Source organism: Paenibacillus apii, from assembly GCF_011043685.1.
GTDB classification, from domain to species: domain Bacteria; phylum Bacillota; class Bacilli; order Paenibacillales; family Paenibacillaceae; genus Paenibacillus_AQ; species Paenibacillus_AQ sabinae.
Map to the genome: position 1 here is coordinate 81,023 of NZ_JAAKGU010000001.1, position 14,751 is coordinate 95,773.

Consider the following 14,751-nt stretch of genomic DNA (forward strand, 5'->3'; position numbering starts at 1 on the left):
ATTGGATGATTTATACGGCAAAAAAGCACACCCTGCGCTTGCGGCAGAATGTGCTTTTTGAGTTAATGGCAAGAAGGACGCCGTTCCTGTGATAAACCGGCCGGAGGCTATGCTTAGCCTTTGATCAGCGTCTCCGCGCCGTCGACGAACACCTTGGTGCCCGTAATGTGGGAAGCTTCTTCGCTTGCGAGGAAGAGCACCAGATTCGCGACCTCTTCGGGCTTCCCAGGAGCATTCGTCAGCGGGACGCCGTCCTGCGGGATCTCAAACGGATATTTGATTTCATCCAGATGCTCGGATTTCTTCTGGGAATCGAAAATATTGGTTTCAATAATCCCCGGGCAGACGGCGTTTACACGGATTTTATACTGGGCCAGCTCCAGCGCCGCCATCTCGGCGAATACGGCAACCGCCGCCTTGGAGGTGCTGTAAGCCGAAAATCCCGGTTGGGCGAACTGCCGGCTGCCGCTGACCGAGCTGGTTACGGTAATGGAGCCGCCTTTTTCTTTCATATAGGGAATGGCCTGCTTCACCGTCTCGAAGGTCCCGATGACGTTGTTTGTTATCGTTCCGGCCCACTCTTCCGAAGGAAAATACTCAATCGGGGACGCCATCCCCAGAGCACCCGCATTGGCAAATAAGGTATCGATGGTGCCCCACCGCTCCACCGTCTCTTTGACTGCCGGGCCAATTTCCTCGGCCTTGGAAGTATCGGCGATAAAGCTGATCGCTTCACCACCCGCGTTCTTGATCTCCGCCTCAGTCTGGCTGATGGTCTGTTCGTTCTTGTCGATTAGACTGACTTTTGCGCCTTCGGCCGCCAAACGAATGGCAGCGGCTTTGCCAATCCCGGAAGCTGCTCCTGTCACAATTGCGACCTTGTCCTGCATTCTGTTCATAGGGTTCTCCGCTCCTTTTTACGTTTGAATTTGCCCCGTAAGGCTTGAATGAATGCCTTTTGTTCATTACCCCGCCCATTCGAAAATAAACAAAAAAAAGGACACCGTATCCGGTGCCCTTGAAAGCGAAGCGGACTTCGCCTTAGGTATTGCCCGCAGGAAGCTTACCGCTCCCGATAGGCCGATGCTACTCGTAAGAGCTTTGTTCGTTCGCCTTATAGCCCTTATCTCTGCGCAGCATTTCCTTCCGCTTATCCATCTGCTCTTGCTCCATCTGATTAGCCTCATGGGAGGTCGGCGCCATCTGCGCCAAATCATTTACTGTGTTGATCAAGTTTTTGTCGGGATTCATAGATATTCTCTCCTTAACCTTACGATGTTTTCCTGGTTAGTGTCCCGGTTAGGAAGAAAATTTATGCATGGCTGTCCTGGGCTTCAGTCCCATTAGCTTGTACTCAGCGACAGTCCGATAATCTCCGACCGGCTGGCCAGCCGGATAGGCGGCCCCCAGGTGCCAAACCCCGAAGAGACAATCACGTGCAGATTCTCTTTATTCAGGTAGCCCCAGTCCAGCTCGAACAGCCGTCTCGTGATCCAGTGGATGGGCGCGATCTGTCCCCGGTGCGTGTGGCCGGAGAGAAGCACATCCACTCCCGCCGCCGCTGCGGCGTCAAAGCCTGTCGGCTGATGGTCCATCATAATGACGGGACGGGACAGATCGAGACCTTCCAGCAGGGAAGCGACGCTCTTCCGCCCTTCGCTGTCCATGCTCTCCGCCGCCTTGTCCTTTCTGCCCACAATGTAGACGCCGGCGGCCTCGGCCACTTCGTCCTGCAGCACGCGGATGCCGATGGTTCCCATCAGCTCCGTATACTTCTCGATATCCCCGCCATAATATTCATGATTGCCCAGTACGGCGTAAATGCCATAACGGGCCTTAAGCTTGCTTAGCTGCTCGCTCATCCGGTTGCGGACGAACGGCTCCAGACTGTCGTCGAGCACATCACCCGCCAGTAAAATGATATCCGGTTTCATCGCGTTCATCCGCTCCACCATCTTTTTCAAATGCCGGTTACCGACAATGTCGCCGAGATGAAGATCGGACGCCACGGCGATCTTGAGCGGTACCTTACCCTCGAATGGCTTAGGTAATCCCAGCGAATGGACGCGCAGCACCGTGCTCCACGCATTCCGTGAGCCCCACAGGATAAAGATCACCGCCAAAATCACAAGCACCACACCGGCCTCGGCGGCATAACCGGAAACATCGGCTCCGGCGAGGGAAAGAATGACATATACCAAATCGGCTACGGGCAATAAAATAATGGCGAATTGCAAAAGGGCCAGGTAGTAGGAACCAATAACCTTCAGCAGTCTCCCAGCCGGGCGCAAGGCTTCGGGCCAAGGAAGGCGGCAGAACAGATAGGCAAAAGCGACAAGCAGAAATACGGACCAGTACACTCCCGCGTTGATCCCCGGAAACCACTCCGTGAGCAACCGCAGCACATGCCAGCCGATATAGACATTAATGATTCCGAGCAGCATGATGCCGGCGGCAATGGAAACTATCATCTTCAGCTTTTTCATAGCGCACGTCTCCCTTGATTCAAGTGTTATCTGCTGTACATTTTACCACAGCCGGTTGCTCCGGTTCATTACCTTTAAATGTAAGTTCCCATCTGAAAACGCACACAAAAACGGCAGACCGGGATCTCTTCTGTCCCGACTGCCGTCTACAAATCCATTGCTATGTACCGGTTATTACGCTTTCGCTTTGCGCTGCTGGGCCAGGTAATCCCCGATCAGCCGATCGCATTTGTTAATATGGTTCAGAAGCCAGTCCGTCAAAGTGCGGTTGAGCTTGATCGTGGTCAGAACGGAAACGCCCTTGGTCTTCACCATTTCTTCCAGTTCAAGGACAGTCTTGACAAAATCCGCGTGCTCCTTCTGGTGCTCGGATAACTCCGGGAAGTGAATGTCGCTCATCAAATCTTCCTCACTGCCAAAATGCTCAATGGTGTAATCCTTCAAAAATTTGAGTGTTTCCTCGATCTTCTCGCGCCCTTGCTGATTTGAGCAGGCATCAAAAAATTCGTTCAGCTTGACCAGCAATTGACGGTGCTGACAATCGATCTTCTCGACACCGATTTCGTACGATTCCCTCCAGGTTATCATTGCCGCATCTCATCCTTATACCAAAATTTTCATATACGCTCCCATTTTCTCTCATTCGAGCGGAAAGAACAGTTAATAACATCACACGACATTTTTCGCCGTACAGGAGCCGCATGGGGTAGGTATGTAGATGCAAAAAAGCCTGATTGCTCAGGCTTCAATCGCGGCGGCCGATTTCCCGCGCTGTTTGGCGACTCTCATAGCCAAAAGGGATGCGAACAGGCATAACAGGCCTGCGGTAACGAAAGGTACGGTGTAGCTGCCAAGCCACTGACGCAGCACGCCGGCGCCGTATGCGGCCGCCGAGGCCCCAAGCTGGTGGGAGACGAGAATCCAGCCGAAGACCATCCCCGATTTTTCCCTGCCGAAATGATCAGCAGTCAGTTTGACCGTCGGCGGTACGGTTGCTATCCAGTCCAGCCCGTAGAAGACGGCAAATACCAGCAGCAGCGTATAACCTCCGTTAAGAGCATAAGGCAGGAAGATCAGCGACAGCCCGCGCAGACCGTAATACCAGAACAGCAGCCATCTGCTGTCAAAACGGTCCGACAGCCAGCCCGACAGCGTGGTGCCCGCCATATCGAACATTCCCATCAATGCGAGCAATCCGGCGGCCATGACAACCGGGATGTTAAAGTCTCCGCAGGCGGGAATCAGATGGGTACCAATCAGACCGTTGGTGGAGAAGCCGCAGAAGAAGAAAGTGCCGGCCAGCAGCCAGAACGTCCCGCTCTTCGTTACCTCCTTCAGCACGAGCAGCGGAGCCAGGAACAGATTACCCTTAAACACCGGAGGCGGGGAAATGTCGGTCTCTCCAAGAGCGGGAACACCGATGTCCGAGGGATGATTTCGCATCCAGATTGCCACGACCGGAATCAGCACGAGCAGTACCGCAACGGTCGTATAAATGGAGAACCGCCAGCCCAATCCGACCGAGATCTTAGCCAGAAGAGGCAGAAAAAGCAGCTGGCCCGTCGCCGCGCTGGCTGTAAGAATGCCGACAACGAGCCCCCTGTGCTTCACGAACCAGCGTCCCGCCACAGTGACTCCAAGCACGTTGGCGAGCGCACCGGTAGCCAGACCCATGACAATTCCCCACAGCGCAATGAACTGCCAAATCTGGGTCATCCAGGTCGAAAGGGTCAGGCTGGCAGCCAGCAAGCCAAGCGTCAGCAGCATAATTCGGCGTATCCCGAAGCGAGCCATCAGCGCAGCCGCGAAAGGACCCATGAATCCGTATAAAAAAATGCGGATCGACATGGCGCCCGACACAGCCGACCGGCTCCAGCCGAATTCCTGTTCAAATTGCAGCATGAGTACGCTTGGAATCGAACTGATAGCCGCCGAAACCAGCAATACGAGAAAAACAATGGAAACTACATTCCATCCATAATACCACCTGGGAGCTAAATGAGTATGGCGCATCCCTTCACTCCTGTTCCTATCACTTTTCTATTTAAGAACTAACATTCTTTTATTCGGTAAAAAAATTTAAAAAATGGCCGAAAGCGCAACTTGATATACATCCTGAAGTGTTTTGCGGTCAACCGCCGTCTTCGCCATAATATGCAATCCCTGCTTCACCCCGACCAGGAACCGCGACAGCTCGCGGAGGTTGCGCTTTCCTTTCAGCGCCCCTTCCTTCTGTGCGCGCAGCAGGAAGCTGTAGAACCTGTTCTCCATATCCAGCAGGCTGGCCTCCACTCGGTTTGCCACCTTGGGGTCGAAGGGCGCCAGCTCAACGGCCGTATTGGCGATTAAGCATCCGCGACGTTCTTTGGCATTGTCCATGGATCTGTCGATCAGCCGCTCGAAAAAAGCGGTAAGCTGCTCCTTCGGTTTGCCGGACTCCTCGAGAACCGCAAAGGGTCTTCCCGCCGACTGATGCCGAAACCGGTCAAGCGCGGCCAGAAACAACTCATTCTTATCCCCGAACGTTTCGTACAAGCTGCCGCGATGTACTCCCGTGTGCTCGCAAAGATCTTGAACCGATGTTTTTTCATAGCCCTTGCTCCAGAACAGTTCCATCGCTTTGTCGAGCGCTGTTTCTTCGTCGAATTCCCGGGGTCTTGCCATCGTTTCCCCTCCTCTCAGATTCCATCATACTTATTTAAGAACGTTCATTCAAGTATTTTGTGGAAAAATGGTTTTGGCATTCGCTGTATGCCCTTTTAACCAATGGCATGATAAAATAACGGCAGAACATTTTCCGTTATAATCAACAGCAAATTTCACGTATCGATTGGAGGTCACGGCGTACATAATGAAAATGGAAACAACCCGGGCACAGACTGCCGGGAGCCGCACGAATGAAGATAGCTTTATTACGGGTGTCAAAGACTGCCTGCCCACTCTGCTCGGTTATTTAAGCATCGGGTTTGCGGCGGGTGTGGTGGAGAAAACAGCGGGGTTAAGCCTAACGGAGATTATCCTAATGTCTCTTGTGCTCTATGCCGGCTCCGCCCAGTTTATCGCCGCGGGGATGATTGCCATGGGCAGTCCGTCAGCCGGCATCATCATAACCATTCTGTTCGTTAATCTGCGGCATCTTCTGTTGAGCGCAGCCATATCACCCTACTTCCGGCATTTAACGCCTATGCGCAACCTGCTGGTCGGCGTCCTTCTAACGGATGAGACCTTCGGCGTCGCCATTAACGAAGCGGCCAAGCGCAAGAGCATCAGCGAGAAATGGATGCACGGGCTGAACGTGACTGCTTATTTGAACTGGTGCGCCGCCAACATTGCCGGTGCCCTTCTCGGACAGTGGATTACAAGCCCCGAGAGATTCGGCCTTGATTATGCGCTGCCGGCCATGTTTATCGGTCTGCTGGTGCTCTCGATACTCAGCCGGCGCGCTTTTCGGACGGATATCGTTGTCGGTCTGGCTGCGGCTGCCGTGGCGATCGGCGTGTCATTATGGATCTCCCCAACTGCAGGGGTTATAACGGCAACCATCCTGGCGGCAACGATCGGAATGGCGGTGGAACGATGGAAGTAAGAAGCGAAATCCTGTGGATTATCCTTGGTTCGGCCGCCGTTACCGTGATTCCGCGCGTGCTGCCGTTAATGGTACTCAGCCGTTTCAAGCTTCCGGATTGGAGCATGCGGTGGCTGAATCATGTGCCAGTGTCCATTATGGCCGCTCTGGTGGCGCAGGAGCTGTTTATACAGGACGGCAAGCTAGCCCCGCTGGCAACCAATACGGAGCTGTTCGCGGCGATTCCCGCTTTTCTCGTCGCCATCTTTACGCGCAGCCTGCTCGGAACAGTGACCGTGGGCATCGTATCGCTTATGCTGCTGCGTCTGGTTCTGCCGGGTTAACCGCTCATAGTAAGTGCCGCTCATCCCGCATTACGTGCGGAGGAGCGGCTTCAGGTCCGCAATCACTTGCTGAAGCTGGGACGAGCACTGCTCGTACAGCTTTTTGCCGTCTTCACTTTCCGTGGACAGCCCGAACAATTCCAAATCGGCTTCGCATTTTTTCAGCAGGGCGTACAGCTGCGGCTTCTCCTGAGGCTGCGGGACCTGAGCATTGTCGGCGTACAAATCGACGGTTAACTCCCCGTAGGAATCAATTTGTCCCAGGAATATATCCTGCATGTTAAGCTGCTGCTTCTCGAGTTCATCCATCAGCCATTTTGGCGTCTTTCCCATCATATCCAGCGCTTCAGGCATCAGTTTCCCGTCCATTATAACAGCTTGCGTTTCTTTCTCAGGAGCGACCTTGATTCCCAAATGCTTCGGAGTAAGGGGCTGATTCTCGCGGTTAAGCAGTACGTTGATCTGTCCGTTCGCTTCCATAATCGCAAATTCGACGTCGGCTACCTTGAACACGTCTCTCCCCCGAAGTTGCTCCAGCAGATCATCAGTAGTCAGGCGCTCTTTTTTAAGGTTTTCCTCCAAAATCTTGCCGTCCTTGATCAGTACGGTCGCTTTGAAATCGACGAAGTCTCTGGCCTTCTTGCTTTTGAGCTGCAGAAATTCGATCCCGAAGGAAATGGCGACCCATACCAGAATTGCAATCATGCCCAAATGCCAGTTATTGTCCGTATCCAGCGAGATGTAGGCCGCTAAGCTGCCAAGAGTGATCCCCGTAATATATTCGAAGAAAGAAAGCTGGGACACCTGTCTTTTGCCAAGTATCTTTGTTAACAAAAACAGCACGACCACCGCAACAATGGTACGTAATATAACCTCCAGCCAAGTCGGCATTTCAGCGCCCTCCCTTTGTTTTGCATGCAAATCCTAACCAAATTCATTATGGCTCAAAGCGCCGGAACCTATCCGAAATCCGCCTGTTCTTTTTTGGCAAAACTGGATTCCGTCTTATGCATAATCTGAGCTTGCGGCGCAAATATTAGCGTGGTGCATCACAATTAATCATTAGAATACAGGAGGAATTGACGATGACAGTAGCTTCAGACGTAAAAACCTGCCTTTCATCATTGAAAAGCGCTCAAGCAAGCCTTGAGCAGTTCGCATTGAGCACTCAGAATCAGGACGCCAAAACGCTGTTTACCTCTGCTGCACAGCAAACCCAGCAAATCGTGCAACAGGTCGAAAACCGCGTACAGCAGCTCGAGAAAGAAGAACCTCAATACCGCGGATTCTAAGGCAACGGAGCAGAAAAAGGCCTCATTCTCCACGAAGCTGTGGGAGTGAGGCCTTCATTCATTTTATTACTCAACATCAAAATCAAGCTTAACCATTCTGAATGAAATCCCTCAAAAATTTCTCAATGTTTCCGTTCCATTTATCCCCGCTCGCATCCAGCATACCGAGCACGCTCTGGATCGTCTTCAGAACACTGCTGTCCCCCGCCCCGTTCAGCACCGCTTTCTCATAGGCTTGTTTCAATTCGGGATCGATTATTGTCGGTTCGCCTTGGGCTCCGTATTGATAGGCGGGAGTATTATTGGAGCCGAAGAACACGAAGGTTTCCATCAGTCTCAGCTTTTCCTTCACCGCTGCCGTACGATTGGATGTTGGATATGCTTTTACAAAAGCCTCAAGTGCAAGCGTCCGGTTAATCAGCTCATTCCAAGGAATAATGATGGCCGCGTCGCTCAGTGCAGGCTTGTTGGAATCGGCAGCCATAAGGTCAATATAGGCGGCGATGTCTTTCCCTATATAAGGCTTGAAATATTTGAAGCCCTCGTAATGCATGACGGGGTAGTACATACCTTCGCTGGTCTCCAGCTTGTATCCGTAACCATAGGACTCAGTCAGTAGGCTGCGGACGCTGTTATCCGTAATATACTTGAGCAAACTGCTGTAAGTGAGCCCTGTCTCCCTCCCGCCTTTGCGATAAGCGGCGTCTATGGCTTTCTGAACCTTCTCAGGAAAGAATTTTTCCGAAAAAGCGTTCAGTCTCGCCTTCTGCGCATTTTCCAGTTGAAGCACCATGACGGTGGCTCGCCAGGAATCGGCCCGTTTAAGATTGTTGAGCAGATAGTTACGGGCCTGGATCAGGCTGTACGGTGTTTTGGCCGAATTTTTCAAGTATTTCTGGAATTGATTATACACGCCTAACGATTGCTCGGAGGTAACAGCTGCCGCGGGCGGCGTAGCCGATACTGACTCTGCGATTGCAGCTGAGCTGCCTCCCGTTCCCAAAATGATGGCCAGCCCGAGCAGGGCATTTCTTTTTATTTTTGCGGATGATTGACCTAGCGTTTTCATATACACCCTTCTTTCCAAGCTGTTTGTTTAAAGTCCATATACCCTCTGGACGCGCACCCGCCCCAATTTGTTGCATACAATCTGGAGAATGGTAAAAGCCCCCCGGCATTGGCCGAAGGGCTTGAAGCGATTAAAGCTTTGCTAGTGTATGGCGCCTTCCTGCGGATGGCGGACGGCTACACGCTTCAGGAAGAAGGCGAGGATCAAGCCGGCGAGGGTCAGCGACATGGCGAAAATAAAGGAGTGCTGGACCCCCTGCGTAAAGGCAGCCAGCTGCTGTGCCGGGTCCTGCGGATTCTTCACACTTTTCAGATAGCTGTTCGTGCCGGCCGTCATGATGCTGATCGCAAGCGCGGTGCCTATAGCTCCTGCTACCTGCTGGAGCGTGTTCATGATGGCTGTGCCGTGCGGGTACAGCTCAAGCGGAAGCTGGTTGATCCCGTTCGTTTGGGCCGGCATGAACACCATCGATATCCCGATCATCAGCGCGCTGTGCAGCACGATCACGAACGCCACGGCGGAAGCCGTGTTAATGCCCGAGAACAGCCACAGCGTGGCGGCGACAATGGCCAATCCCGGAATGACCAGCCATTTCGGGCCGAATTTGTCGAACAGCTTGCCCATCAACGGCGAAAACAAGCCGTTAATCAGTCCGCCCGGCAGGAGGATCAGACCCGCCTTGAATGCGCTGTAACCCTGTCCGTTAATCAAATACAGCGGCAGAATCAGCATTGCGGCCAAAATGACAATCATACAGACGAAGATCAACAGCAGTCCCACTACGAACATCGGATACTTGAATACTTTAAGATCCATCAGCGGCTGTTTCATTGTAAGCTGGCGCCAGACGAACAGAATCAGCGCAAAAGCCCCTGCCGCGATGGCAATCCATACTTTAAGGCTGTTCCAGCCGTCTTCTTCTCCGGCGCTGCTGAACCCGAACACGACGCCGCCAAAGCCGACGGAAGACAAAAAAATCGACAGCCAGTCGATGACGGGCTTGGTCACTTTCGTAATATTTTGCATAAAGACCATCCCAAAAATCAGGGCAATCACAAGAAACGGCAGCGACATCCAGAAAATCCAGTGCCAGCTCAATCTCTCGATAAGGAGTCCTGCGATCGTCGGACCGGTAGCGGGGGCCACCATAATGACCAGGCCGATCATCCCCATCGCCGCGCCTCTTTCTTCAGCCGGAATCAGTACCAGAATCGTATTGAACATGAGCGGCAGCAGAAGAGCCGTTCCCATAGCCTGCACGACCCGGGCAACCAGCAAAAATTCAAAGTTTGGCGAGGCGGCGGCAAGCGCCGTTCCAATTATGGAAAATAACAAGGATGCGATAAACAATTGCCTGGTCGTGAACCGTTGAATCAGCAATCCCGAGAGGGGAACCAGAATTCCCAGCGTCAGCAAGTATGCGGTGGTCAGCCACTGCGCCGTAGTCGGCGTAATATTCAAGGCTTTCATCAAGTCGCTCAGCGCGACATTAAGCGCCGTTTCACTGAACATGCCGATAAAGCCGCTTAGCAGCAGCGAAACCAGGATCGGCATTTTCCTGACCCTTTCCTTGTTAATATCTGTTGATGATATCGTATTTTCCACACCTAATCCTCCTATTTCTCTGTATTATCACCTATATTATAACAGTTGGTCTCCATAACAAAACTATAAATTTAAACTAAAAGCAAATGGATTTATCTTTCAAAAAATGGACGTTGCAATTATACTGATATTATTCCAATACGCGAGGTGGGTATTATGACCGATACTTCAAGGGGGATTCCCAGACCGCTAGTTCGGGTCAACCAATCGGTTATCGTTTTGTCCGTGCTTCTGACCTGGTTTACCGGCTTTTACTGGTTTCTGGCTGTGCCGCTGGCCGCAGGGCTGCTCGGTCTGATCTTTCGTTACAATCCGATTATCAAGCTCTCCGCGCGGTTTCTGCGCAAGGACCGCTCCGCCTATGTTCTCGAAGATGAGGAGCAGCAGCAGTTCAATCAAACGATCGCCGTCATCTGTCTGGCTGCCGGACTGGCCAGCTATCTTGCAGGCTGGTTAACCGCGGCGTATATCTTCACCGCTATTGTAGGAACCGCCGCTCTGGTCGCCATCCTCGGCTTCTGCATCGGCTGCTTCATCCATTATCAATGGAAAATGTACTTATACAGACGCCGGCAAGGAAGCTCCCACTAACCAGCCGTGCAAAAGAAAACAGCCCGCATAATCGCCGGAAGCCGGCGGTTGTTCGGGCTGTTTTTTACTCTTCTTCGCCTGCGACCGACCAGCGGTGGCTGAACTTTTCCAGGCGGGGATGCAGGGCTTGCGGTTTCTCCGAAAGCAGCAGACGCAGATTCTTGATCCATTCTTCGAATGACGAGAACGATGCAAAGAGATCGGCCGTCTCCGGCGTGAGATACAGAAAATGCGGCCCCGAATACCGCTCGGTCAAATGGCGCAGCGCGGCGTCGATGGGCGTATACTTTTTCCGCTTGCCCTCCCAGTTCTCCACGGTGATGAATGAAGCACCCTGCTCTCTTTTCCAATCGTGCAGCCTGTCTTCGCGCTTATAATAAGAGCTTACGGGTTCCTTGGACATTCTGCGCACCGTCTCCTCATGGAGCGGATAAAGCACTAGCTTACCGAAGTTCTTATCTCGTGCGGTCTGCGCCGCCGCCCTCAGTTCATCATCAGTTGTATGTTCGAAGGAATCGTAATAGATTAACGTCCCTCTTGGCTTCTCCGCCGGCGGCTCGTAGCCGTAGGGCACATGCTGTACTTCTCTTCCCATTGGTAGACCTCCCGGTTAGTTTGTTTATTTATTGTAGCATTTCCTATAAAGTTGCGGGGTATCTAATAATTCTTGCTGAATGAGGCAGGTTAATTAATCACATTAAATAAACCCCTCACTTCACCCGCAGCATCCCACAAATATCGAGTCCAATCGCGATTCTTCCTGGTTAGTCCCCCATTAATTAATGTGATTAAGTTATTTTATTAATGCCATTAATTTATTTAAGTACAGCCTTCTCAGCATTCAACCGTTGGTATTTAATCTATTAAAATTGAATATAATTCCATTGACATATTGAAGAATCGCCATACAATAAAAGCTATTCCTATTTATCCGATTGGTTTATTGGAATAAACAACATACTAGGAGGTACATAATGAATCAAAGAACACTAATCATTACACTTGGAGCTCTGGCTGTCGCTATTAATGTGGTTGCCGGCACGGTCGTAAGCAATCTGAAAATTCCTTTCCTGTTTCTGGACACGGTGGGCACTATCTTTATTGCCGCTGTATTCGGACCGCTCTGGGGCGCTCTGGTCGGCCTTCTGACTAATCTGGTGCTAGGTGTCACATCCGGTTACACTGCCATTCCTTTCGCCCTTGTTAATGTGATTGTCGGTCTGGTCGTCGGTTACTCGGCCCGTAAGAACGGATACCGCTTCTCTTCTGCCTTAATCTCCGGCATTGTGCTTGGCCTCCTGTGCCCGATCGTCGGCACTATTATTGCTGTCGGTTTGTTCGGCGGCTTTACCGGAGGCGTTCAGGACGTGGCTGTACTCTGGCTGAAGCAGGCTGGAACGAGTCTGTTCGCCGCCGCATTCCTGCCCCGCCTTGGGGAAAATCTCATTGATAAAATTCTGTCAGCCCTTCTGGTCTACTATATTGTGAAAAACTTGCCGCAATCCTTAATAAACCCTCGCGGTTACAAGAAACGGAATAGCCATGTTGCGTAGCAAACGATTAATCGTCGCCTCACATTGCGTCATTAACCAAAATGCCGTCGTAAAAGAAGAAGCTCGTAGTCCCGGCATAATGAAAGCGGCTGTGGATTGGAGCTACGAGAAGGGATATGGCATCTTTCAATTGCCCTGCCCTGAGTTCACCTTTCTCGGCCCCGAGCGGCCTCCGATGACCGTGGAGGAATACGATACCCCGGAGTTTCACGCCCACAACCGCCGGATTTTACTCCCGGCCATTGAACAGCTGAAGGTGTATCAGGATCACGGGTACACCATCGTTGGAGGTCTCGGTATTGCCGGCAGCCCCTCCTGCGATCCCGGAAAAGGCGTGTTTATGCGCGACTTCCTGGAGCTCGCGGCGGAAAACGGCGTAAATATCGATTTTTTCTGGCAAATTCCCAACACGGCCGATGGAATCTTCGATCCGGACAATGATAACAGCGTATTCGGTCCGGTCACAGCAGGACAACAGGATGATCTACATAAGAAGTCTGCTGGCACAAAGAGCAAAGAAGGCAATCAGCTATGATCGACATTCAAGGCGTAACCTTTTATTATTATGAACCCGCAGAATCGGAAACGGACGCCGGCCATAGGCCGGCTGTTTCCAACGTCTCTCTTGCTATTGAGCCCGGGGAATTTGTAGCTTTCCTAGGACGCAACGGGTCCGGTAAATCATCGTTGTCCCGTCTGCTTAACGGTATTGAGCTTCCGAGCATGGGTACGGTTCAAGTCGAAGACCGCATGACTGCAAACCGGTACGAGCTTCATGACATTCGGCGGGCCGTGCAAATTGTATTCCAGAATCCTGAGAATCAGCAGGTCGGAATTACCGTGGGCGAAGATATCGCGTTCGGTCTGTCCAATATCGGTTGGCCGCAGGAGGATATCGCCCGGCGGATCGCTTGGGCCATCGAATTGGTGGGACTGGATGCCGATGAAGACCGCCCTGTAACCCATCTGTCGGGCGGGGAAAAGCAAAAGCTTGCCCTCGCAGCGGTTCTGGCGCTGGCCCCCCGCTGTCTCATTCTCGATGAGACCACTTCTATGCTTGATCCCGTGGCAAGGCGCCAGTTCGTCGAGACGTTGAACAAGGTCCGCAAGGAATATCCTGTAACTTTGATTTACATTACACACCATCTGGAAGAAGTGATGGACGCGGATCGCTGGTTCCTTTTTCAAGACGGTAAAGTTGCCGCTGCCGGAACTCCGGCCGAGCTGGAGCTGAATTCCGCCCTACTCAAGGAATGCGGGTTGGAGCTGCCGTATTACCGGCAGTTGGCGATACAGCTTCGGGGTCACGGTATTCCCGTATCCGCAAAGCTGAGCGCGGAAGAATTGCGAGGGTTGTTATGCAAATCCGACTAAACCATGTTAGTTTCAGTTATATAAAGGGGCGCAGAAAGAAGCCGCATAACGGTCCATGGGTACTTCAGGATCTTAGCGTGACTGTGGAAAGCGGTGAAATGCTGGCTATTGCCGGAAAGTCCGGAGAAGGCAAATCGACGTTTCTGCAGCTGCTGAAGGGCTTTATCGCCCCTTCGTCCGGAACGATTCTGCTGGACGGCACCAACCCTCATCTCAGTCGTCGGCCGGAGCTGTTCGACCTGATCGGCTTTATTTTTCAATATCCGGAGCATCAGCTGTTCGCGGCTACAGTCTTTGATGATATTGCGTTTGGACTGCGTCACCGGAAGCTGTCTTCGGACGTTCAGAAGGAGAAAGTTCGCAAAGCTATGGCAGCGGTGGAGCTGGATTACGAAGCATTCAAGGACCGCAGTCCTTTCGAGCTAAGCGGCGGTGAGAAACGGCGCGTGGCAATAGCGGGAGTCGTTGTGCTGGAGCCCGAAGTGCTGATACTGGATGAGCCGACAGCCGGGCTAGATTTGCAGTCGCGGTCCTCCCTCTTCAACCTCCTGCACTCGCTGAACAAAGACGCGGGGATTACCGTCATTTGGGTCAGCCATCAACTGGAGGAAATTCTGGAACACTCCTCACGCCTACTGGCGCTTAAAGAGGGAGCCTTCCTTGCCGACGGCCCACCTTCCCGGCTGCTGTCCGACCCGGATGTCTTAAAAGCCTTTGGATGGGAAGAACCTCCCGTTCTTACTGTTTCGCGTCTACTTCGTGAGATCGGCGCAATTCCCGAGGGGACACTCCTCTCACCGTCTCAAGCGGCCAAAGCCGTGAGCGGCTTCCTGAACCGCCATGAAAATCTGCTGTATAGAAATTGAGGGAGT

General features: G+C 52.3%; 18 protein-coding genes. 8 read left to right on the forward strand and 10 right to left on the reverse strand.

The features are described from left to right. Positions 1-113: 113 nt before the first annotated feature. The 6 genes from G5B47_RS00405 to G5B47_RS00430 all read right to left on the reverse strand — a co-directional run bounded on the left by G5B47_RS00405 (position 114) and on the right by G5B47_RS00430 (position 5,150). Positions 114-899 (reverse strand): SDR family NAD(P)-dependent oxidoreductase, encoded by a 786-nt coding sequence (locus G5B47_RS00405; RefSeq protein ID WP_165093226.1) that lies wholly within the window; start codon positions 897-899, stop codon positions 114-116. Positions 900-1,086: 187 nt separating this feature from the next. Then, a complete protein-coding gene (locus G5B47_RS00410) occupies positions 1,087-1,251 on the reverse strand; it encodes a hypothetical protein (RefSeq protein ID WP_165093228.1) in 165 nt (54 codons plus the stop codon). A gap of 92 nt (positions 1,252-1,343) precedes the next feature. Next, complete coding sequence (locus tag G5B47_RS00415; RefSeq protein WP_165093229.1) at positions 1,344-2,486, reverse strand: metallophosphoesterase; 1,143 nt, start codon at positions 2,484-2,486, stop codon at positions 1,344-1,346. A gap of 174 nt (positions 2,487-2,660) precedes the next feature. Continuing rightward, the gene (locus tag G5B47_RS00420) at positions 2,661-3,074 is read right to left on the reverse strand and encodes a bacteriohemerythrin (RefSeq protein WP_025335074.1); all 414 of its coding nucleotides are present in this window, start codon (positions 3,072-3,074) and stop codon (positions 2,661-2,663) included. A gap of 150 nt (positions 3,075-3,224) precedes the next feature. Further along, positions 3,225-4,499: an MFS transporter gene (locus tag G5B47_RS00425; RefSeq protein ID WP_165093231.1), complete on the reverse strand. Its 1,275-nt coding sequence runs from the start codon at positions 4,497-4,499 to the stop codon at positions 3,225-3,227. 66 nt (positions 4,500-4,565) lie between these two features. Further along, entirely contained in the window at positions 4,566-5,150 is a 585-nt protein-coding gene (locus tag G5B47_RS00430; protein ID WP_165093233.1) for a TetR/AcrR family transcriptional regulator, read from the reverse strand. Positions 5,151-5,343: 193 nt separating this feature from the next. Between G5B47_RS00430 and G5B47_RS00435 the strand changes: the two genes are divergently transcribed. Both G5B47_RS00435 and G5B47_RS00440 read left to right on the forward strand, forming a co-directional pair. After that, on the forward strand, positions 5,344-6,072 hold the full coding sequence (locus tag G5B47_RS00435; RefSeq protein WP_165095312.1) for an AzlC family ABC transporter permease: 729 nt from the start codon (positions 5,344-5,346) through the stop codon (positions 6,070-6,072). Next, positions 6,063-6,395 (forward strand): AzlD domain-containing protein, encoded by a 333-nt coding sequence (locus G5B47_RS00440; RefSeq protein WP_165093235.1) that lies wholly within the window; start codon positions 6,063-6,065, stop codon positions 6,393-6,395. The genes G5B47_RS00435 and G5B47_RS00440 overlap by 10 nt, the downstream gene beginning before the upstream one ends. A gap of 30 nt (positions 6,396-6,425) precedes the next feature. Here G5B47_RS00440 and G5B47_RS00445 read toward each other — a convergent pair whose 3' ends face one another. Continuing rightward, positions 6,426-7,286, reverse strand: a complete 861-nt coding sequence (locus G5B47_RS00445) for a DUF421 domain-containing protein (RefSeq protein ID WP_165093237.1) — start codon at positions 7,284-7,286, stop codon at positions 6,426-6,428. A 194-nt stretch (positions 7,287-7,480) separates the two neighbouring features. Between G5B47_RS00445 and G5B47_RS00450 the strand changes: the two genes are divergently transcribed. Further along, positions 7,481-7,687, forward strand: a complete 207-nt coding sequence (locus tag G5B47_RS00450) for a DUF1657 domain-containing protein (protein ID WP_165093238.1) — start codon at positions 7,481-7,483, stop codon at positions 7,685-7,687. Between the two features lie 88 nt (positions 7,688-7,775). Here the strand turns inward: G5B47_RS00450 and G5B47_RS00455 are convergent, their stop codons facing one another. After that, positions 7,776-8,756, reverse strand: coding sequence for a hypothetical protein (locus G5B47_RS00455; protein ID WP_165093240.1), 981 nt, complete (start codon positions 8,754-8,756; stop codon positions 7,776-7,778). A 141-nt stretch (positions 8,757-8,897) separates the two neighbouring features. Beyond that, positions 8,898-10,310, reverse strand: a complete 1,413-nt coding sequence (locus G5B47_RS00460; protein ID WP_165095314.1) for a DHA2 family efflux MFS transporter permease subunit — start codon at positions 10,308-10,310, stop codon at positions 8,898-8,900. 207 nt (positions 10,311-10,517) lie between these two features. Between G5B47_RS00460 and G5B47_RS00465 the strand changes: the two genes are divergently transcribed. Beyond that, a complete protein-coding gene (locus G5B47_RS00465) occupies positions 10,518-10,952 on the forward strand; it encodes a DUF4395 domain-containing protein (protein WP_165093242.1) in 435 nt (144 codons plus the stop codon). Between the two features lie 64 nt (positions 10,953-11,016). Here the strand turns inward: G5B47_RS00465 and G5B47_RS00470 are convergent, their stop codons facing one another. Beyond that, positions 11,017-11,547 carry a hypothetical protein gene (locus G5B47_RS00470; protein ID WP_165093244.1) on the reverse strand — a complete coding sequence of 177 codons (531 nt, stop codon included), beginning with the start codon at positions 11,545-11,547 and terminating at the stop codon, positions 11,017-11,019. Between the two features lie 379 nt (positions 11,548-11,926). Between G5B47_RS00470 and G5B47_RS00475 the strand changes: the two genes are divergently transcribed. From G5B47_RS00475 to G5B47_RS00490, 4 genes are read left to right on the forward strand one after another with little or no spacing between them, the layout of a single operon-like run. After that, complete coding sequence (locus tag G5B47_RS00475; RefSeq protein WP_165093246.1) at positions 11,927-12,505, forward strand: CD3073 family putative ECF transporter S component; 579 nt, start codon at positions 11,927-11,929, stop codon at positions 12,503-12,505. Beyond that, a complete protein-coding gene (locus G5B47_RS00480) occupies positions 12,495-13,040 on the forward strand; it encodes a CD3072 family TudS-related putative desulfidase (protein WP_165093248.1) in 546 nt (181 codons plus the stop codon). The genes G5B47_RS00475 and G5B47_RS00480 overlap by 11 nt, the downstream gene beginning before the upstream one ends. Beyond that, positions 13,037-13,879 carry an ATP-binding cassette domain-containing protein gene (locus G5B47_RS00485; protein WP_165093250.1) on the forward strand — a complete coding sequence of 281 codons (843 nt, stop codon included), beginning with the start codon at positions 13,037-13,039 and terminating at the stop codon, positions 13,877-13,879. Before G5B47_RS00480 ends, G5B47_RS00485 begins: the two co-directional genes overlap by 4 nt. Continuing rightward, positions 13,864-14,745, forward strand: a complete 882-nt coding sequence (locus tag G5B47_RS00490) for an ATP-binding cassette domain-containing protein (RefSeq protein ID WP_165093252.1) — start codon at positions 13,864-13,866, stop codon at positions 14,743-14,745. The genes G5B47_RS00485 and G5B47_RS00490 overlap by 16 nt, the downstream gene beginning before the upstream one ends. The last annotated feature ends 6 nt before the right edge of the window (positions 14,746-14,751 follow it).